The 19,392-nt window shown below is 71.6% G+C and carries 17 protein-coding genes; 5 read left to right on the forward strand and 12 right to left on the reverse strand.

Features of this window, described 5'->3' with window-relative positions; translation table 11 throughout:
- Positions 1–123: 123 nt before the first annotated feature.
- On the reverse strand, positions 124–1,029 hold the full coding sequence (locus tag AB0G15_RS41285; RefSeq protein ID WP_362850996.1) for a hypothetical protein: 906 nt from the start codon (positions 1,027–1,029) through the stop codon (positions 124–126).
- A complete protein-coding gene (locus AB0G15_RS41290) occupies positions 1,026–1,517 on the reverse strand; it encodes a SigE family RNA polymerase sigma factor (RefSeq protein ID WP_362850998.1) in 492 nt (163 codons plus the stop codon). The genes AB0G15_RS41285 and AB0G15_RS41290 overlap by 4 nt, the downstream gene beginning before the upstream one ends.
- A gap of 294 nt (positions 1,518–1,811) precedes the next feature.
- Between AB0G15_RS41290 and mmuM the strand changes: the two genes are divergently transcribed.
- Positions 1,812–2,684: a homocysteine S-methyltransferase gene (mmuM, locus tag AB0G15_RS41295; protein WP_362676602.1), complete on the forward strand. Its 873-nt coding sequence runs from the start codon at positions 1,812–1,814 to the stop codon at positions 2,682–2,684.
- A gap of 96 nt (positions 2,685–2,780) precedes the next feature.
- Here mmuM and AB0G15_RS41300 read toward each other — a convergent pair whose 3' ends face one another.
- Together AB0G15_RS41300 and AB0G15_RS41305 are read right to left on the reverse strand one after the other, a co-directional pair.
- Positions 2,781–4,445 (reverse strand): rhamnulokinase family protein, encoded by a 1,665-nt coding sequence (locus tag AB0G15_RS41300; RefSeq protein ID WP_362850999.1) that lies wholly within the window; start codon positions 4,443–4,445, stop codon positions 2,781–2,783.
- A gap of 106 nt (positions 4,446–4,551) precedes the next feature.
- Positions 4,552–6,594, reverse strand: a complete 2,043-nt coding sequence (locus AB0G15_RS41305) for a bifunctional aldolase/short-chain dehydrogenase (protein ID WP_362851001.1) — start codon at positions 6,592–6,594, stop codon at positions 4,552–4,554.
- A 247-nt stretch (positions 6,595–6,841) separates the two neighbouring features.
- On the opposite strand from AB0G15_RS41305, the gene AB0G15_RS41310 reads away from it, so the two are divergent.
- Positions 6,842–7,849, forward strand: a complete 1,008-nt coding sequence (locus AB0G15_RS41310) for a substrate-binding domain-containing protein (protein ID WP_362851002.1) — start codon at positions 6,842–6,844, stop codon at positions 7,847–7,849.
- Positions 7,850–7,856: 7 nt separating this feature from the next.
- Here the strand turns inward: AB0G15_RS41310 and AB0G15_RS41315 are convergent, their stop codons facing one another.
- Positions 7,857–8,624 carry a lysophospholipid acyltransferase family protein gene (locus tag AB0G15_RS41315; protein WP_362851004.1) on the reverse strand — a complete coding sequence of 256 codons (768 nt, stop codon included), beginning with the start codon at positions 8,622–8,624 and terminating at the stop codon, positions 7,857–7,859.
- A 149-nt stretch (positions 8,625–8,773) separates the two neighbouring features.
- On the opposite strand from AB0G15_RS41315, the gene AB0G15_RS41320 reads away from it, so the two are divergent.
- Both AB0G15_RS41320 and AB0G15_RS41325 read left to right on the forward strand, forming a co-directional pair.
- Positions 8,774–9,538, forward strand: coding sequence for an alpha/beta fold hydrolase (locus AB0G15_RS41320; RefSeq protein WP_362851005.1), 765 nt, complete (start codon positions 8,774–8,776; stop codon positions 9,536–9,538).
- Positions 9,539–9,604: 66 nt separating this feature from the next.
- Positions 9,605–10,081: a hypothetical protein gene (locus tag AB0G15_RS41325; protein ID WP_362676615.1), complete on the forward strand. Its 477-nt coding sequence runs from the start codon at positions 9,605–9,607 to the stop codon at positions 10,079–10,081.
- Between the two features lie 152 nt (positions 10,082–10,233).
- Here AB0G15_RS41325 and AB0G15_RS41330 read toward each other — a convergent pair whose 3' ends face one another.
- The 7 genes from AB0G15_RS41330 to AB0G15_RS41360 form a co-directional block, all read right to left on the reverse strand.
- Complete coding sequence (locus AB0G15_RS41330; protein WP_362851007.1) at positions 10,234–11,361, reverse strand: hypothetical protein; 1,128 nt, start codon at positions 11,359–11,361, stop codon at positions 10,234–10,236.
- An 87-nt stretch (positions 11,362–11,448) separates the two neighbouring features.
- On the reverse strand, positions 11,449–12,339 hold the full coding sequence (locus tag AB0G15_RS41335; RefSeq protein WP_362851009.1) for an endonuclease/exonuclease/phosphatase family protein: 891 nt from the start codon (positions 12,337–12,339) through the stop codon (positions 11,449–11,451).
- A 272-nt stretch (positions 12,340–12,611) separates the two neighbouring features.
- Complete coding sequence (locus AB0G15_RS41340) at positions 12,612–13,556, reverse strand: ROK family glucokinase (protein WP_362676621.1); 945 nt, start codon at positions 13,554–13,556, stop codon at positions 12,612–12,614.
- A gap of 26 nt (positions 13,557–13,582) precedes the next feature.
- Complete coding sequence (locus AB0G15_RS41345; RefSeq protein ID WP_362851010.1) at positions 13,583–14,698, reverse strand: hypothetical protein; 1,116 nt, start codon at positions 14,696–14,698, stop codon at positions 13,583–13,585.
- The gene (locus AB0G15_RS41350) at positions 14,688–15,860 is read right to left on the reverse strand and encodes an ArsA family ATPase (RefSeq protein ID WP_362676625.1); all 1,173 of its coding nucleotides are present in this window, start codon (positions 15,858–15,860) and stop codon (positions 14,688–14,690) included. The genes AB0G15_RS41345 and AB0G15_RS41350 overlap by 11 nt, the downstream gene beginning before the upstream one ends.
- Before the next feature lie 67 nt (positions 15,861–15,927).
- Entirely contained in the window at positions 15,928–16,365 is a 438-nt protein-coding gene (locus AB0G15_RS41355) for an SRPBCC family protein (RefSeq protein WP_362851011.1), read from the reverse strand.
- 67 nt (positions 16,366–16,432) lie between these two features.
- Positions 16,433–17,200, reverse strand: coding sequence for a metallophosphoesterase (locus AB0G15_RS41360; protein WP_362851012.1), 768 nt, complete (start codon positions 17,198–17,200; stop codon positions 16,433–16,435).
- Between the two features lie 217 nt (positions 17,201–17,417).
- Here AB0G15_RS41360 and AB0G15_RS41365 point away from each other — a divergent pair, with 217 nt between their 5' ends.
- Entirely contained in the window at positions 17,418–19,211 is a 1,794-nt protein-coding gene (locus tag AB0G15_RS41365; RefSeq protein ID WP_362851013.1) for an AMP-dependent synthetase/ligase, read from the forward strand.
- Positions 19,212–19,392: the final 181 nt, after the last annotated feature.

A 19,392-nucleotide genomic window follows, 5' to 3' on the forward strand; every position in this document is an offset into this window, starting at 1 on the left:
GGGTGGCCGGGGCGGCCGGTGGGCGGGGGGGCGTCTCGTGACCGTTCGAACGGTCACGAGACCACCCCTGAGCCGAACCCCCGCGAAGCCCCCAGGACCCGCCCGCGAACGGTCTCGGCCTCTTCACGGTCTGACGGTGACGGTCCTCGTCGGAGTCGGCTCCGGCCGCGCTGTCGTACCCGCCCGATCATCCGGACCGACGGTGACGGTCCTCGTCGGAGTCGGCTCCGGCCGCGCTGTCGTACCCGCCCGATCATCCGGACCGACGGTGACGGTCCTCGTCGGAGTCGGCCGCGGCGGTGCCGTCGCGACCGCTCGATCGTAGATCCCGATCTCCCAGCGCCCCGCCCGCCGTTCGAGTTCGGCGCTCACCCGTTCGACGACTCCGGGCCAGATCAACTCCGACATCCTGTACTTGCCGTCACACAGGCCCGCCTCCTTCCTGACCACCTTGCAGTCGTCGTACGAGTTCGGGCCGGCGCCGAGGGAATGGATCGGCATGTCACCGGGCAGCACCCAGATCTTGAGAGGCTGGGGCCGCTCCAACCAGTCGGAGGTCACCGACCTCTCGTCGTGGAAGTTGTCCACATCCCTCCCTCCGCATCTGCCGACCGAACCGCCCCCGCCGGCCTCCCGGATCACCACCACCGCCTTCGGATCGGCGCACACGACCCTGTACGAGGTGTAGAAGCTCAACGGCTGGAACACGACCGTCGCGTCGGCGGGCACGGTGGTGGAGCCGTACGACTTGATCAGAGGGGCGTCCAGGGCGTTCTTGGAGGGGAGAGCGGACAGTGGTGAGATCCTCGCCGCCGTCGGCGGCTCCTTCTTCGCCGGTTCCGCGTCCCTCCAGAGCCCCTGGACCGGGAAGGCCACGACGGCCAGGGCGGCCACCGCCAGCGCCGCGCCCGCCACGGCCCTGCGCCGCCTGATGCGACGGCCACGCCGTACGATCTCCCGCACGTCGGGGAGACCCTCGGAGACGTCCTCGGCCAGCGCCGCGCGCAACTCGTCCTCGGTGTGCATCATCGCTTCGCTCCCGTCGTCTGCATCTCCGAATGGACGCGAAGGCGTTTCAGCGCCCGGCCGAGCTGGGTCTTCACCGTGCCGAGGGAGCAGCCGAGCACGTCGGCGCACTGCGCGAGGGTGAGCTCCTCGAAGTAGTGCAGGACGATGACCGCGCGCTGCCGCCCCGACAGGCCGCCGATCGCCTCCCTGAGCACTTGGCGGCTGCCGACCTCGGCGGTGAAGTCCCGCGGGTCTGCGCGCTCGGGGAGGTGCTCGGCGGGAACCTCGTCGCGCCACTTCCTGCGCCACCAGGAGGCGTGGGTGTTGACGATGATCCGATGCACGTACGGGTCGGGATCGCCCTCGATCCGCCGCCACGCCACCCACGCCTTGGCCAGCGCCGTCTGCACGAGATCCTCGGCGGTCGCCCTGTTGCCCGTCAGCAGGTACGCCGTATGTCGGAGCCGCTCGTAACGCGTCGCCACGTAAGCGTCGAACCCGTCGTCCATTCACGATCTCCGTCCTGAGGTCTCACAGACATCTACTCGGCGGCGAGCCGGTTCGGACGACAGCGGGAGACGACGCGTAGCGGTTTCCCCCCGTTCCACGGAAGTTCCCCGTTCCACGGAAACGAGGCGCGGTCATCGGCGCGGTGCCCTCACCGGAGCCGGCCCTCGCGGGCGCGGATGACCGGCGGATCACCGTGCGCGGTGGAGATGCCGCGAGGCCGATATGGGACAGAGCGGGACCAAGGGCAGGAAGAGCGGGGTTCCAACTCGGGCCGCGCCACATAAAGTAGCGGGATGGTGATTCTGGACGGCGGCCTGGCCACCCATTTGGAGGAGCTGGGCGCGGACCTGCGAGACGACCTCTGGTCGGCGAAACTCCTGCTGGAGAACCCCTCCGTGATCCGGCAGGCGCATCTCGACTACTTCGCCGCGGGCGCCGAGGTGGCGATAACGGCGAGTTACCAGGCGAGCATCCCCGCGTTCGTACGGCGCGGCCTGAGCGCCGCCGAGGCCGAGGACCTCATCCTGCTCTCCGTGCACCTGGCCGCCCAGGCCAGGGACGCCCACGGCTCGGGCACCGTGGCCGCCAGCGTCGGCCCGTACGGCGCCTACCTGTCCAACGGTGCCGAGTACACCGGCGACTACGACCTCGACGAGGACGGCCTGACCGACTGGCACCGCGACCGCTGGCACATCCTGGCCGACAGCGAGGCCGACCTGATGGCCTGCGAGACCATCCCGTCCTACACCGAGGCCAGGGCGCTGAGGCGGCTGCTCGCCGAGACGCCGGAGATGCGGGCGTGGGTGAGCTTCTCCTGCCGCGACGGCGAGCACATCAACGACGGCACCCCGCTCAAGATGGCCGCCGGGTTGTTCACCGGGAACCCCCAGGTGATCGCGATCGGCGTCAACTGCACGGCACCGCGCCACGTGCTCAGCCTGATCTCGCAGATCAAGGGCAAGCCCACCATGGTGTACCCCAACTCCGGCGAGGTCTGGGACTCCGCGAACCGGCGCTGGCTCGGGCTGGCCGACCCGGTGGAGTTCGGGGAGGCCGCGGCCGGGTGGACCGCCGCGGGCTCCGCCTTCGTCGGCGGCTGCTGCCGTACCACTCCGGAGCACATCCGCCAGATCCGCACCCACCTCATGGGGCCGGGCACCCCGTGAGGCCCTGATCGGCCACCACCCCTCCCGTGCCTCCCGCGAACCCGGGATCCCCGGCCGCACACCTCCGGGGATCCCGCGGCGGGCATCCACTCACCCTCAGGCGGGAACCGTCCCGCCGAGCGCGTCCGCGGGCGGGATCCCGGCATCGGAGCGAGGCTCGTAGCGCTCCAGGTGCTGGGTGCGCCGGACCAGGGCGCGCAGGTCGGCGAGGGTTCCGGAGACGACCCCGTCGGCTCTGGCCTGGACCAGGACGTTGCCGATCGAGGTGGCCTCGACCGGCCCCGCGACCACGGGGAGGCCGCAGGCGTCGGCGGTGAGCCGGCACAGCAGCGCGTTGCGCGAGCCTCCCCCGACGATGTGGATCGTGTCCACCGCCTGGCCGGTGAGCCGCCGGGCGTCCTCGATCGCCGCCCGGTGGGCCAGCGCCAGGGAGTCGATCACGCAGCGGACGGTCTGGGCGCGGGTCTCCGGCACGGGCCTGCCGGTACGGCGGCAGAAGTCGGCGATGCGTCCTGGCATGTCGCCGGGCGGGTGGAAGATCGGGTCGTCGGCGTCCACGACCGACCGGAACGGCTCCTCCCCGGCGGCCTGCCTGAGCAGTTCCTCCAGGTCGACCCGTCCTCCCGGCGCCCCGGCAGGCGAGGCCCCGCCGACCGGCTCTTCGGGCGACCCGGTGGACGGCTCGGTGGACGCCTCGGTGGACGGCTCCGCGCCGGGCGGGGTCTCCGCCGGGGCGGCCTGCGCCTCCCAGGTGCGGATGCACTCCTGCAGCAGCCACAACCCGGTGACGTTGCGCAGGTAGCGCACGGTGCCGTCGATGCCCGCCTCGTTGGTGAAGTTGGCCCGCCGCCCCTCCTCACTGATCATGGGCTGGTCCAGCTCGACGCCGACCAGCGACCAGGTGCCGCAGGAGATGTAGGCGAACCGCTCGCTCTCCGCGGGGACCGCCGCCACCGCTGAGGCGGTGTCGTGGGAACCGACCGCGATGACCCGGGTGTCCGGGGAGAGCCCGAGCTCGCCCGCGACCTCCGGTGCCAGCGGGCCGATCACCTCGCCGGGACGCCGGATCGGCGGCAGGACCCTGGCCGCGGGGCCGAGGCCGGCCGTCAGCACGGTGTCCCACCGGCGCGTCCTGGCGTCGAGCAGCTGGGTGGTGGAGGCGTTGGTCAGCTCCGCGCCGACCTCCCCGGTCAGCCAGTACGCGATCAGGTCGGGAATGAGCAGCAACGTCGAGGCAGAGGCCAGCCGGGTCTCGGCGGCGAGCTGGTGGATGGTGTTGAACGGCTGGCGGGCGATGCCGGTGCGGGCGTACAGCTCCTCGAAGGGGACCCGGCTGGCCGTCTTCTCGGTGCGGGCGTCACGGTAGTGGACGGGATTGCCGAGCAGCGCGCCGTCCTCGTCCAGGAGCCCGTAGTCGACGGCCCAGGAGTCGATCCCGACGCCGTCGACGGGGCCCGCCGCGCGCAGGCCGTCCAGCACTCCCCGGTGGATCCGCAGGATGTCCCAGTACAGCGTGCCGCCGGCCCGGACGGGCACGTTCGCGAAACGGTGCACCTCGCGCAGTTCCAGGGTGTGCGGCCCGATCTCGGCGACGACCACCCGGCCGCTCGACGCGCCTAGGTCGACCGCGGCGTACCGCCCGGTCCGCCCGGCCGGCACGGTCCGGCCGGACTGCACGGACTGCGCCGGCTGCGCGGGTTGTTCGGACCGCGCGAGATGTCCGGCCTGTGCGAACCCTCCGGTCCCCGGTGCCGACTGCATGCGAGCCCCTCTCAGGAAACGGGAAATCAGGAAGCGGGAACGTCCCCGGCCCCCGCCTCGCGGGGCGGGAGCCGGGCGAGGAGAACCGGGGACCGGTGACCGGAGGTCAGCGCAGGAAGGCCGCCGCGACACCCGCGTCGACCGGGATGTGCAGCCCGGTGGTCTGGGTGAGCTGGGTCAGCTGGAAGACCGCCCCCGCGACGTGCTCGGGCAGCACCTCGCGCTTGAGCAGGGTGCGCTGCGCGTAGTACTCGCCCAGCTTCTCCTCCTCCACCCCGTACACCGCCGCCCGGTTGGCCCCCCACCCCGAGGCGAAGATGCCGGACCCGCGCACCACCCCGTCGGGGTTGACCCCGTTGACCCGGATCCCGTACCCGCCGAGCTCGGCCGCCAGCAGCCGCACCTGGTGCGCCTGGTCGGCCTTGGCCGCCCCGTAGGCCACGTTGTTCGGTCCGGCGAACACCGCGTTCTTGGAGGAGATGTACACGATCTCCCCTCCCATCCCCTGGGCGATCATCACCCGGGCGCTCTCCCGCGAGACCAGGAACGACCCGCGGGCCATCACGCCGTGCTGCAGGTCCCAGTCGGCCGCCGTGGTCTCCAGCAGCGAGCGCGACAGCGACAGGCCCGCGTTGTTGACGATCAGGTCCACGCCGCCGAACGCCAGTACCGCCGCCCGGAGCGCGGCGACCACCTGTGCCTCGTCGGTGACGTCCACCTCCACCGCGACCGCGACGTCCTCGGGCCGGTACGCCTTCGCGCCCAGCTCGGCGGCCACCTTGCGCGCGGCGCCGAGGTCGCGGTCGGCCACCACCACGCACGCCCCCTCGGCGGCGAGCCGGCGCGCGGTCGCCGCCCCGATGCCCGAGCCGCCGCCGGTCACCACGGCCACCCGCGTCGCCAGCGGGCGGGCGGGCGGCATCCGGCGCAGCTTGGCCTCCTCCAGCTCCCAGTACTCGATCCGGAACTTCTCGCTCTCCTCGATCGGCGCGTACGAGGAGAGCGCCTCGGCGCCGCGCATCACGTTGATCGCGTTGACGTAGAACTCCCCGGCCACCCGCGCGGTCTGCTTGTCCCTGCCGAAGGAGAACATGCCCACCCCCGGCACCAGGACGATCGCCGGGTCGGCCCCCCGCATCGCGGGCGAGCCCTCCACGGCGTGCCGCCGGTAGTAGGCCGCGTACTCCTCGCGGTAGCCGGCGTGCAGTTCCCGCAGCCGGGCGACCACGTCCTCGAGCGGCGCGCCGGCGGGCAGGTCCACCACCAGCGGGGCCACCTTGGTCCGCAGGAAGTGGTCGGGGCACGAGGTGCCCAGCGCGGCCAGCTCGGGGTGGCGCTCGCGCGACAGGAAGTCCAGCACCTCGCCGGTGGCGGTGTAGTGGCCGACCTGCGGGGCGTCGGTGGAGGCCAGCCCGCGCACCACGGGGAACAGCGCCGCCGCCCGCGCGGCCCGCGCCTCCTCGTCCAGCGGCTCGTACCCGGCGAGCACCGGCCCGAACGGCTCCGCCCTGCCGTGCTCGGCGATGTACGCCTCCGCGGTACGGATGATCTCCAGCGAGTTGGCCTCGCAGGCGGCCGAGGTGTCGCCCCAGGCGGTGATGCCGTGCCCGCCCAGGACGCACCCGATCGCCGACGGGTTGTCCTTCCTGATCGCCGCGATGTCCAGTCCCAGCTGGAAGCCGGGCCGCCGCCAGGGCACCCACACCACCCGGTCCCCGAAGATCCTCGCCGTCAGCGCCTCCCCGTCGGCGGCGGTGGCGATCGCGATCCCCGCGTCGGGGTGCAGGTGGTCCACGTGCGCGGCGTCCACCAGGCCGTGCATCGCGGTGTCGATCGAGGGCGCGGCGCCGCCCGTGCCGAAGGCGCAGAAGTCGAACGCCGCGACCATCTCGTCCTCGCGCTCGACCCCGGGGTACACCCCCGCCAGCGCCCGCAGCCGGTCCAGCCGCAGCACCGCCAGGCCGCGCTCGGCCAGGGTGCCCAGGTCTCCCCCGGACCCCTTGACCCACATCACCTCGGCCGGGGTGCCGGTCACGGGGTCGGCCGCCGTCCCCTTGGCCGAGGTGTTGCCCCCCGCGAAGTTCGTGTTCCGCGGATCGGCCCCCAGCGCGTGCGACCGCTGCAGCAGTTCCTCAACCGGCGACGTCATGGCACCTCTCCGCTCGCTCGTTCACCTGTCACCTCCGCGGGCGCCCGGCGAGGCCTTCGTGGGAGACCCGGGGGCGCGGCGAGGTGAGATTTTTTTAAAAACGTTTTAACGACGGTGAAAAAGCTATGTGACACGCATGACACTGTCAACGCCCGCACCCCGGATCGCGGTCCGGAAACCGTCAGGAGGGCCGAAAGTACCGGCACCGACTGGCGGACCACCGGTTGTTACGTTTTAATCAATACCCATGAGCTCGGTGAGCATAAAGGAAGTCGCGACACGGGCCGGGGTCTCCCCCGGCACGGTCTCCAACGTGCTCAACCGCCCGGAGAAGGTCGCCGAGGCCACCCGCGTCCGGGTCGAGGAGGCCATCCGCGACCTCGGGTTCGTCCGGCACGGCTCCGCCTCCAGCCTGCGGGCCGGGCACAGCCGCACCGTCGGCCTGTCGGTGATCGACATAGGCAACCCCTTCTTCACCGACGTGGCGGCGGGGGTCGAGGAGGTGGCCAGCGAGCGCGGGTACGCGGTGATCCTGGGCAACTCCTCGGGCGACCGGCTCAAGGAGGAGCGCAACCTGCTCGTCTTCGCCGAACAGCGGGTCCGCGGGGTGCTCATCACTCCCGCCGGGGCGAACCTGGCCAAGCTCGACCAGCTCAAGGAACGCGGCATCAGCGTGGTGCTGGTGGACCACCCCGCCGAACGCGCCGACCAGTGCTCGGTCGCGGTCAACGACATCACCGGCGGCTCGCTGGCGGTCTCCCACCTGCTGTCCACCGGCGCCGAGCGGATCGCCTACGTCACCGGCCCTCTCACCATCCGCCAGTGCGCCGACCGCCTGATCGGCGCGGAGCGGGCGCTGGCCGCGGCGGGCCGCGACCCCGGGGAGACGCTGGAGGAGATCGCGATGAGCGCGATGAACGCCAGGTCGGGGCAGCAGGCGGCGGAGAAGATGATCGCCGAGGGGCGACTGCCCGACGCCGTGTTCTGCGCGAACGACCTGCTCGCCCTGGGCATGCTGCGCGGGCTGCTCCAGGCGGGCGTGCGGGTCCCCCGGGACGTCTCCCTCATCGGCTACGACGACATCGACTTCGCCTCGGCGTCGACGGTCTCGCTCAGCTCCGTCCGGCAGCCGACCCACCGGCTCGGCCGGGTCGCCACCGAGCTACTGCTGGACGAGTGCGACAATCCCGAGTCGCACGCCCATCAGCAGATCATGTTCCAGCCCGAGCTGGTCATCCGCGAGTCGACCCTCTGAACCCGCCTCACCCGGTGGGCCCGTCCCCATCCGGGGAAGGGCGCCTGCGCGCCTCCTTGGCGGCCTGCCTGGCCGCCTCCTTCGCCTCCTTGGCGGCGCGGGCGGCCTCGACCTTGGCGCTCGCGGCGTACTTGTCGACGTACTCCTGACCCGAGAGCTCCATCAGCGCGTACATGATCTCGTCGGTGACGGCGCGCAGGACGAGGCGGTCCTCCTCCATCCCGTAGTAGCGGGTGAAGTCGAGCGGCTTGCCGAACTTCACCCCCGGGCGGATGCCCAGCTTGGGAAGGACGCTGCCCGGGGGCATCATCTCGAAGGTGTTGACCATCGCCCACGGGATGACCGGCACGCGCGACTCCAGCGCCAGGCGGGCCACACCGGTCTTGCCCTTGTAGAGGCGGCCGTCGTGGGAGCGGGTCCCCTCCGGGTAGATGGCGAGCACGTGCCCCTCGTCGAGGATGCGCCTGCCGGTGCGCAGGGCCGCCTCGCTGGCCTTGCCCCCGGAGCGGTCGATGGGGACGGTGCCGACACCGCTGAAGAAGGCCTTGCTCATCATTCCCTTGAGACCGCGGCCGGTGAAGTAGTCGGACTTGCCGAGGGAGATCACCTTGCGCCGCAGGAACAGCGCGCCGAAGAAGTGGTCGGCGAACGACAGGTGGTTTCCGGCCAGGATCACCGGCCCTTCCTTCGGCACGTTCCCCACGCCCTCCACCCAGGGACGGAAAATCAGATGGAGGAAGGGCGAGAGGATGGCCTTCACCACCCAGTAGAACACTCGATGCTCCTTCGGTTGACAGGCGTGGACCTGGAGTTATCCTCCCACTTCCCATCCCGGTCACCTACCCCACCGAACCACCCAAATCGACCTCTCGCAAAACACGTCCCAGTCGTGCGACGATCGGGCGAAACTTACTAGGAGCCGCGATGCCAGTCATGCCCGGTGCGGAGGCGTACCACCATGCGGGGGGACAGATCGGCGTCCTGCTCTGCCACGGATTCACCGGATCGCCGCAGTCGTTGCGCCCCTGGGGTGAATACCTGGCGGCGGCGGGCATGACGGTGGCGCTGCCGAGGCTGCCCGGCCACGGCACCACCTGGCGGGAGATGGCGCGCACCCGCTGGGAGGACTGGTACGCCGAGCTGGACAAGGCCCTGGCGGACCTGCGCGGCAGCTGCGCCGAGGTCTTCGTCATGGGCCTGTCGCTCGGCGGGTGCATGGCGCTGCGGCTGGCCGAGGTGCACGGTGACGGGATCAAGGGAGTGGTGGTCGTCAACCCGTCGATCGTCAACGACGCGCCGCTGCTCAGGCTGGCTCCCCTGCTCAAGTTCGTGGTCGCGTCGGTGCCCGGCGTCGCCGGGGACATCAAGAAGGAGGGAGCGGCCGAACTCGGCTACACGCGTACGCCGGTCAAGGCCGCGGCAACCCTCCTGCGGCTGTGGTCGTTGACCCGATCGGAGCTGGGTAAGATCACCCAGCCCGTCCTGGTTTTCCATAGTCCGCAGGATCATGTTGTGAAACCAGGGAGTGTGCGTATTCTGCGTGAGAGGCTGACCGGGGGGAATCTGAATGTGGTGGAACTCGCCGACAGCTATCACGTCGCGACGCTTGACAACGACGCTGATCGGATCTTTGCGGGGAGCCTGGAGTTCATCACCGCGAACGCGTCTGTACCCTTGCAGAGAGACTGATCGCGAGCGGGGGATGCGCGGTCTCCGGGAGAAAGTGATCGGCCGATGAACAACGGGCCCAGCTAGGTGACACCTCAAAGCGATGAGGACGAGGTCTGGCGTCAGATCGTCGCGTCCTTCAACGACACCGCCGAGCGTGACTCGGCGAATCAGCCGTGGCCGGACAGCGAGAACCTCCCGGCCGAGCCTCCGCGACGGGTGATCAAACAGTCGGACGAGGAGGACCTCCTGCGGGAGGACGACCCCGCGGACGACACCGAATCCGGTACGGAACAGTCCGGCGGCGAGGACGAAGAGGGGCACTACGTTCCCCCGCCCCCACCCCCACTGCCCAAGACCGACGCCACCACCAAGATCGCATGGCTGGCGCTGTTCGGCGGCCCCGCCTACCTGTTGCTGAGCGCCGCGCTCAACTGGAACCTGCAGGGGTGGATGCTCTTCACCGCGGTCGCCGCGTTCATCGGCGGTTTCGTGGCGCTGGTGGTCCGCATGGGCGACGGCCCGCCCAACGACTCCGGCTGGGACGACGGCGCCGTCATCTGAGCGGGGCGTCCGGTCACGGTCACCCCACCCGGGCGGGTCATCGGCCACGGTCGTCCGAGCGGGTCGTCCGGTCACGGCCGGCGGAACGTCGACGGAACAGGGTCGCGGCCGCGCTCGCCCGAGCGGGTCGTCCACGAGCGCCGGTCGCCCGGCTACGGCTTGGCGCGCTCCGAGGTGCCGAAGCGCTCGATCACGTCGGTGTACTTGCCGGAGGCGTCGACCACGTGGCCGACGGTCCACACGGTGCCGGTGCCCGGCAGGTAGGCCACCGACTGGAGCCGCACCGTCCGGGGGGCGGCGGTCTCCGGACCGCGCAGCGCCTTGACCGTGCGCCCGTCGTAGCGGAGCAGGAACGCCTCGCCGGGCCGCTCCAGGTCGACCCCGGAGATCCAGAAGTGACCCTTGCGGTCACCCGTCACCCCGTACAGGCGGACGTCACCGGCGGGGAGGGACACCCGGGACCACTTCTTGCCGTTCCACGACAGGACCAGCGGGACGATCCCGCCGGCCTCCCGGTAGACGCCGCCGACGGCGAGGGCCCGCTTGGGCCCGTCGAGGTGGACGTCGCGCAGATAGCCGCCGGCGATGTCGGGGGTCTTGAAGGTCTTCCAGCGCCCGCCGGACTGCTTCATGATCAACGGCTTGCCGCCGGTGTCGCCCACCGCCCACCCGTCGTTCTTGCCCGACAGCGCCACCCCGTACAGCGTGCCCCGGCCGGGAAGGTGGGTGAGCTTCCACTTCGAGCCGGTGCCGGTGACGACCATGGGCAGCTTGTCGCGGCGGCCGACGGCGACTACCCGGCCGGGAACGGCCGCCACCCCGCCCAGCCAGTCGCCCGAGTGCAGCTTGTCGACGATGACCCGGTCGAAGGACGCCCCGTCCCCCTTCGCCAGATAGGGGAGGCCGTCGTGCCCCTCGCCGACGGCCCACAGCTCGGTCGCCGACGCCGCGGCGACCGAACGCAGGGGCCCGGCACCGGTCGGGTCGTTGCGGATGCCGACCTCGTTCCAGGAGGAACCGTCCCAGTGGGTGATCGCGCCGCGGCTCTGCCAGACGTCCCAGACGCTCTGCTGGCCGACCGCCCACACGCTCGTGGCCGAGACTCCCGCCACGTCGGACAGCGATCCGTCACTGCTCAGGCCCGCGCTTACCGGAGCCTGCCATGCCTCGGCCGCGGGCGGGCTGACGGGATCGGCGTGGGCTGGGAACGTTTGCGGAGACAGCAGGAGCAGGCCTCCCGCGCAGAGAACCAGCGCACGCCGCGGAAGGCGACGGGTCATGTTTCAAATGGTACGGGGCTCGCGCGCTCCCCGTGTGCCGGTCTCCCCACTTGACCGGTGCCATCTGGAAAGACGGCCTGTCCTTGGTCATCGGAACGCCGGTCCTCCCGGTTCCCCCGGCTCTCCCGCCTCTCCCGGAAGGGGTGCTCCCACCTCCCCCGGAAGGCCCGGAGCGGGCTCCCCTCGCGCGGCGCCCGCGTGGTCGCCGGTGCCGGTGCCGGGGAATCTCACCGGGTCCGTACCGGGACCGGCGTCCGCGACGGGGTCCGGGGGCACCTCGCCCTCGGGGCGCGGGTGGTCCAGCTCGGCGACCACCGGCAGGTGGTCGGTGGCGGCCACCAGATCGGCGGGGTCGGCGTCGACCCCGCCGCAGGAGACCACGGAGAAACCCTCGACCGCGAAGATCGCGTCGATCCGCTTGTGCGGGCCCCTGGCGGGGAAGGTGAAGCCGTCGCCGCGCGGCGAGACCGGGTAGCAGTCGGTCAGCCGTTCGGCGAGGTGCCGCCAGCTCGGCTGGCCGGACTGCTCGTTGATGTCTCCCGCCAGCACCGGCAGCGCGCCGAACCGGTCGGCCACCTCCCGCAGGAGCCTCACCGCCTCGTCCGCGTGGCGGCGGCGGGCGGTCTCGTCGAGGTCCAGGTGGATGGATCCGACGGCTACCCGCCGCCCGCCCGCCTCCACCACGGCGATCGCGATGGCGCGCCGCTCCAGGGGGAAGAAGGACTCCAGGAGCCGGCCCTCCCCGTGCAGCAGCCGCACCCCGGGGCCGGTCAGCACGGCGACCCCACCCCTGCGGCGGCCCGCGGCCACGGCCAGCCCTCCGAAGGCGGCCAGCCGCCTTCGCCTGCGGCGCCAGCACAGGAACCGGGGCGCCTCCTGCACGCAGAGCACGTCGGCGCGGAGCGCGGCGATCACCCGCCCCAGCGCCGGGACGTCATCCTTCATGGAACGCACGTTGTAGCTGGCGATCCTGAGCACCACGGCCACCTCACTTCGCGACGCGTGCCGCGAGGATAGCCGCGCGCCGCCGGACGTACCAGCCGCCCGCTCCGATCGGCATGCTCACCGCCGGGCGTACCGGCCGCTCGCTCCGATCGGCATGCTCACCGCCGGACGTGCCGGCCACCTGCCGCCGTCGCCATGCGCGCCGCCGGACGTGCCGGCCACCTGCCCCGGTCGGTGTGCGGGCCGCCGGGTGTGCCGGCCGCCCGCCCCGTCGGTGTGCGGGCGGCCGTACGCGCCTGGGGCGGTCAGCGCCTGCGGGCGAGGTCCGCGGCGCCCACCAGACCCGCCGCCGCGCCGAGCTCGGCGCAGCGGATGTCGGCCAGCGGCCGGTGCCCCCGGCCGCTCAGATGGGTGTTGTAGAACTCGCGGGTCTCGTCGATCCACAGGTCGGCGGCACGCGAGACGCCGCCGCCGAGGACGAAGCAGCCCGGGTCGAGGACGGCGGCGAGGTCTGCCAGGCCCTGGCCGATCCAGCGGGCCATCGAGGAGAACGCGGCCAGCGCGGCCGGGTCGCCCTGCCGGGCGGCCTCGGTGATCTCCTGGCCTTCGATCTGGTCGGGCGTTCCTCCGGCGATCTCCAGGAGTTTGACGGCCTGGTCCGGCTCGGCCTCGGCGATCCTCCTGGCCTCGCTGACCAGGGCGTTCCCGCTGGCGTACTGCTCCCAGCAGCCGAGGTTGCCGCACCCGCACAGACGTCCGCCGGGGACCGCCTGCATGTGGCCGAGTTCGGCGCCCATGCCCCAGCGTCCCCGGTAGAGGGAGCCGTCGAACACGATGCCGCCACCGATGCCGGTGCCGACGGTCACGCACACCAGGTGGGTCTCGCCACGACCGGCACCGAACCTGGCCTCGCCCCACGCCATCGCGTTGGCGTCGTTCTCCACCACGACGGGAAGGCCGACCATGTCGGAGACCTTCTTCTGCAGGGGCTCCTCGCGCCAGGCGAGGTTGGGGGCGAACCGGACAATGGACCTGGTCTCGTCGACGAACCCGGCCGCGCCGAGGCCGACGGCCTCGATCTCCCGGCCCTTGGACAGCTCCAGGATCGCGTCACCGATCGTGTGGGCGACCTGGTCCGGATTCTCCGCCGGGGTGGGCCGCAGGAGATGCTCGACGATCTGGCCGTCCTCGTCCACGACTCCCGCCGCGACCTTCGTACCGCCAATGTCCACACCGATGGTCAGCGCCATTGTCCATTCATCCTCTCCCCCTGGGCTCACCCCAGGTCGATGTGCTCCACGGGGGTGTCTCCTCGCTCGCGCTCCCGTTCCCGCTGCGCGGGAGCGGGCTTGCCGAGTCCGTCGACGGCCGACTTGAAGGCGGCGAACAGCTCGGTGCCCGCCTGCATGAGGTGATCGGTGACGGCACCGCCACCGCCCGACTCGCGCTGCGCGGCCATCGCGCGGCAGACGGGGCAGGCCCGGCAGATGTACTCCTCATGCTCCGAGACCGCCTCCTCCCACACGTCCCGCTCTCTTCTGCGGCCACCACCGGAGAACGCGCCGCCGACCCCGGTCATCGTGCCCTTGATCAGGTTCTTGCGCAGTTCCCTGGTCGCTTTCTGCTGCAGCGTGTCGAAGAGCTTGAACGCCTCCTCGGCGGCGGTGCCCAGCGGGTCCTTGCCGCTCTGGGGCCGCTCGTCACGCGCCCGCTCGTCCCGTGCCCGTTCCTGCTTCCCGGCCGCGCCGTCCTTCTCGCGCTCCACGGACCCGGCGCGGTCGCCGGGCCGGGCCCACGGGGTCCAGCCGGCCCGTTCCTCCTGCCTGGCCCGCCTGGCGCGCTCCTCGAACCACTCGGCGCGCGCGTCGCGATCGGCCTGCGCCGAACCCGAGGTCCGCTCGGTACGCGCCGCCTGCTCGGAGCCCGGGACCTGCTCAGGGTCCGGGCTCGGGTCCCGCTCGGAAGGCGCGGCCTCGGCCACGGCCTCCACCTCGACCACCTCCAGGCGCGCGACCTTCTCGACGCGCCCGCCCCGCACGGGCTTCCCGGCGTTCTCCGGCCGCTCGGCGGCCTCGGCCCGCACGACGGACTCGACGGACTCGACGGACTCGACGGACTCGGACGATCCGGTGCGCCCGCCCTTCGGGGACCTCCCGGCCGGGTCCGCGCCCCGCCCCTTCTGGGGCGTCTTTCCCGCGCGCCGGCCCTTCTGGGCCTTGCCGGTGCCCTCTGGACCCTCGGTGCTTCCGGCGGTCCCGGCGATCCCGGTGTTCTCCGTGCTCTCGACGCCGGCGGCCTCGGCCGGCGGCGTCGCGGCGCCGGCGGCCTTCCGTGGCTTCCTCGGCGCGCGCGGCTTCGGGGTCTTCTCTGCGTCGTTCGTGTTATCGGTCATCAGGCCCTCCCGATTCGAACCGTACCCGGAGAAACCCGTCTCGGAGCGCGGCGTCCCGCACCGACCTGCGAGCCAGCGCGGCGGGCAGGGCCAGGACCCGGCGGTAGGAACCGGCGTTGACGATCAGCTCGTCGCCCTTGCGCGCCAGATCCACCTCGTCCTTGTCCGCGAGCGGCAGGGCCAGGATCAGCTCGCCCTCGGCGGTGATCCGCAGCGGCGGGTCGACGGAGGGCGGGGCGAAGGGATCGCCCTCTCCGTACATGGCCTCGGCGACGGCGGCGAGGGCGTCGAGGCCGACGGGCTCGGCCTCGAGGTACGGCACGGTGTGCACGGGCAGCGGCGCGAAGGACTCCTCGACCTCGGCCAGGTGCCGGGCCTGGGCCCGCACCCATTTCCGCCGCCACGGATCGGCGCCCCCGGAGGGGAAGACACGATTGGCGATCACCGCGTCCACCCGGTAGCCGTACAGGCTGAGGGAGGTGAGCGTGCGCCGGGCCTCGGCGAGCACGACGGCCTCGGGGGTGAGCACCAGCCGGACGCTCGCCCCGGGTCCGGTGAGCAGCTCGCGCACCTCCATCAGGCCCCGGTGGAGCCGCTCGCCCGCGCCGATCACGTGGTCCTCCGGCATGCTGACCTGCGCCAGGCGGCGGACCAGCGGGGAGATGGTGCTCAGCAGCCGCCTGCCGATGGGCAGCAGCCGGTTCACGTGCCAGTCGAGGGCCTCGGGCAGGGCGAGCAGCCGGAGCGTCTCGGCGGTCGGGGCGCAGTCGATGACGATGACGTCCCACAGCCCGGTGCGCGCCTGCTCGCGCAGCTCCAGCAGCGCGATGACCTCCTCGGCGCCGGGCAGCACCGTGATCTCCTCGGCGGTCACCTCGTCGAGGCCGAGCTCGGCGAAGACGCCCCTGGCGTAGTCGCGCAGCTCGCCCCACTGGCGTTCCAGCGCCCTTTGGGTATCGACCTGGTGGAGGGAGAGGCCGGGCGCGATCTCCGTGGGCTCCCCGCCGGCCCGCACGCCGAGGGCGTCGGCCAGCGAGTGGGCGGTGTCGGTGGAGACCACCAGGGTCTTCAGCCCGGACCGGGCGGCGAGCGTGGCCGTGGCGGCGGCGGCGGTCGTCTTGCCGACGCCGCCCTTTCCGGTGAAGAGCAGGACCCTGCTCACGCCGCCTCCCCGCGGGACGGCGCGGGGCTCCGCTCCGCGACCGCGCCGTGCCGCGCGCCCCGCTCCCTCATGGGGTCTCGACGCGCTTCTTCAGCCCCTTCAGGGCGGTGTCGATGATGACCTTCTCCGCCTTCCGCTTGATCATGCCGATCATCGGCACCTTGAGGTCGACGGCGAGCTCGTACGTCACCTCGGTGCCGCTGCCCGCGTCGGCGAGACGATAACTCCCGGTGAGCCCGGAGACCATCTTCCCCGCCTCGGCGACGCTCCAGCCGACGGACTCGTCGTCGTGCCAGGTGTAGCGGAGGGTGTACTCGTCGCTGATCACGCCCGCGTCGAGAACGAACCGGACCGTTTCCGGCCGGCCGTCCTCCCCCGTGGAGAGAACGCGCGCGGCCTTCACCTGCCCGGCCCACTCCGGGTACGAGGGGAAGTCGGCGATGACCGTCATGATGGTCGACCGGTCCGCGCCGATCGTGATGCTGGAGGTGGTGCGATCAGCCATGGGGCAACCGTACTGCTTCACGATCGTCCGCGTACGCCCGGCGGGGCCGGGCGCGGCCACCGCGCGGTCACCACTCCAGGACGTAGGGGACACCTCTGTTCCGGAAGTGCCCCACGTTGAGGCATTCGGTCCTGCCGACCCGGGTGCGGGCGGCGAGGGGCTGGTGCACGTGGCCGAAGAGGGCGTAGCGCGGCTGGGTCCGCCTGATCGCCTCCAGGGTGGCCTCGCTGCCCCGCTCGAAGCGCCGGGCGACCACGTCGTAGAGCAGTTCGGGGATCGCGGGAGGAATGTGGCAGCAGAGCACGTCGACCTCTCCGACGGCCTCGACCTTACGGGCGAACTCCTCGTCGTCGATCTCGTGCGGCGTCCGGTACTGGGTGCGCAGGCCGCCCCCGACGAAGCCGAAGCGAAGACCGCCGATCTCCACGGTCTCGCCGTCGAGCACGTGGTGGCCCTCCCGGACGTACTCGGGCCAGTAGACCGGCAGGTCCACGTTGCCGTAGGTGAGGTACGCGGGAGTCGGCATCGCGGCGAAGATCTCGCCGTACTGCCGCCGGACGGAGCGCTCGATGTGGTCGCGCGGGTCGCCCTCCAGCGAGGCCCACAGCGCGGACGACATCGCCCGGGCCTCGTCGAACCGCTTGGCCGTCCGCAGCGCGATGAACTCCCCCGCCCGCTCGGCCCCGAAGAGCTCGGCGAAGATGCCCTGGGAGTGGTCCTCGTAGTCGACGAACAGGATCAGGTCGCCCAGGCAGATCAACGCGTCGGCACCGTCTCCCGCGCGGGCCAGCGCGTCGGCTCTTCCGTGCACATCGCTGACGACATGAACCCGCATGCCGGACATCCTAACTACCAATGAATACGGCCATATGTGACGAACCCAACGAGGCGGGAGCGCGAGGGGACACACGGCGCGGCCGACGGTCCGGCGCGACGGTAGTTGCTACGTTGAAATACCTCTTCATAACGCCTGGGTGACGAATTTACTCATGCGTAACTTATCGCGATAACTTCCAGGCAGCCCATCGATCGTGCGTCTCCAGGAGTGACCCGTGCGCGAGTACAGCGTCCCCGTGCTGGTGGATGTCCCCGCCTCCGCCAACCTCACCGACACGGTGTTCCGGCGTGCCGAGGAGGAGCCCGACGTCGTCGCCCTGCGGCGCAAGGTCGGCGACGACTGGACGGCGGTCACCGCCAGGGAGTTCCGCGACCAGGTCGCCGGGGTGGCCAAGGGCCTGATCGCGTCGGGGGTGGAGCCCGGCGACCGGGTGGCCCTGATGTCGCGCACCCGCTACGAGTGGACCGTGATCGACTACGCGATCTGGACCGCCGGGGCGGTCGGCGTGCCGATCTACGAGTCCTCCTCGGCCGACCAGGTCGCCTGGATCATCTCCGACAGCGGCGCGAAGGCCGTGTTCGCCGAGCTGGAGTCGCACGAGGAGACCATCCGCGAGGACGCGGCCGGGCTGCCGGGCCTCAAGAACATCTGGCGCATCGAGAGCGGCGCCCTGGACGAGCTCACCACGCTCGGCGCCGAGGTCCCCGACGGCACGCTCGCCGAGCGCAGGACCGGGCGCGGCATCGCCGACCTGGCGACCATCGTCTACACCTCGGGCACCACCGGCAGGCCCAAGGGCTGCAGCCTGACACATGACAACCTGTTGTTCACCGCCAGGAACGTCGCGCAAGGACCGCTGGAGCGCCTGTTCGTCGTGGACGGCAGGGCGGCGCTGCTCTTCCTGCCGCTCGCGCACGTCTTCGCCCGCATCATCGAGATCGTGCTGATCGAGACCGGCACGATCCTCGCGCACACCCCCAACATGAAGAACGTCGCCCCCGACCTGCAGGCCTTCAAGCCCACGTTCCTGCTGGGCGTGCCCCGCGTGTTCGAGAAGGTCTACAACGGCGCCGAGCAGAAGGCGGCCGCCGAGGGCAAGGGGAGGATCTTCCACGCCGCGGCCGACACCGCCGTCGCCTGGAGCAGGGCGGAGTCGGCGGGCGGCGCCGGACTGGGCCTTCGGCTCAAGCACGCCCTGTTCGACAAGCTGGTCTACGGCAAGATCCGTGCCGCGACCGGAGGCAGGCTGACGACGGCGGTGTCCGGCGGTTCCGCCCTCGGCGAGCGGCTCGGCCACTTCTTCCGCGGCGTGGGCATCGAGACCCTGGAGGGCTGGGGCCTCACCGAGACCTCCGCGCCGTCCTCGGTCAACATGCCGGGGGCCAACAAGATCGGCACCGTCGGCAAGCCGTTCCCCGGCGTCACCATCGGCATCGGCGAGGACGGCGAGGTGCTCGTCAAGGGCCGCCACGTCTTCCAGGGCTACTGGAACAACGACGAGGCCACCGCCGAGGCGATCGACGCGGACGGCTGGTTCCACACCGGCGACATCGGCGAGCTCGACAATGACGGCTACCTCCGCATCACCGGGCGCAAGAAGGAGATCATCGTCACCGCCGCGGGCAAGAACGTCGCCCCGGCCCCGATGGAGGACCACATCCGCGCCCACCCGCTGATCAGCCAGGCGATGGTGGTCGGAGACGACAGGCCGTTCGTCGCGGCGCTCGTCACGCTCGACGTCGAGGCCCTGGAGCAGTGGAAGGCCGCCAACGGCAAGGCGGGGGCGGACCTCACCGAGCTCAGCTCCGACCCGGCGATCGTCGCCGAGGTGCAGAAGGCGGTGGACGGCGCCAACAGGTTCGTCTCCAAGGCCGAGCAGATCAAGAAGTTCACCGTCCTCGACATCGACATCAGCGAGGAGAGCGGGCACCTCACCCCGACCCTGAAGATCAAGCGCAACATCGTGATGCGCGACTTCGCCAAGCAGGTCGACTCCCTCTATAGCTAGTAGTGCTTTGTCGGGTCAGCGGTGCGGTGGTTCGGTGCGGGCGTGACCTCAGCCCTCACCTGGCCGCTGACCGCTCCCTACTCCTCAGACGGCGGCAGGAAGGCGGGAACACGTGGCGTGGGCCGGTTACGAGCTGGAGTTCGAGGACACCTTCGAGGCCGACCGCCTCGACGAGGATCGC

Origin of the sequence: Streptosporangium sp. NPDC023825, assembly GCF_040639575.1 — a bacterium.
In the GTDB taxonomy this organism is placed as follows: domain Bacteria; phylum Actinomycetota; class Actinomycetes; order Streptosporangiales; family Streptosporangiaceae; genus Streptosporangium.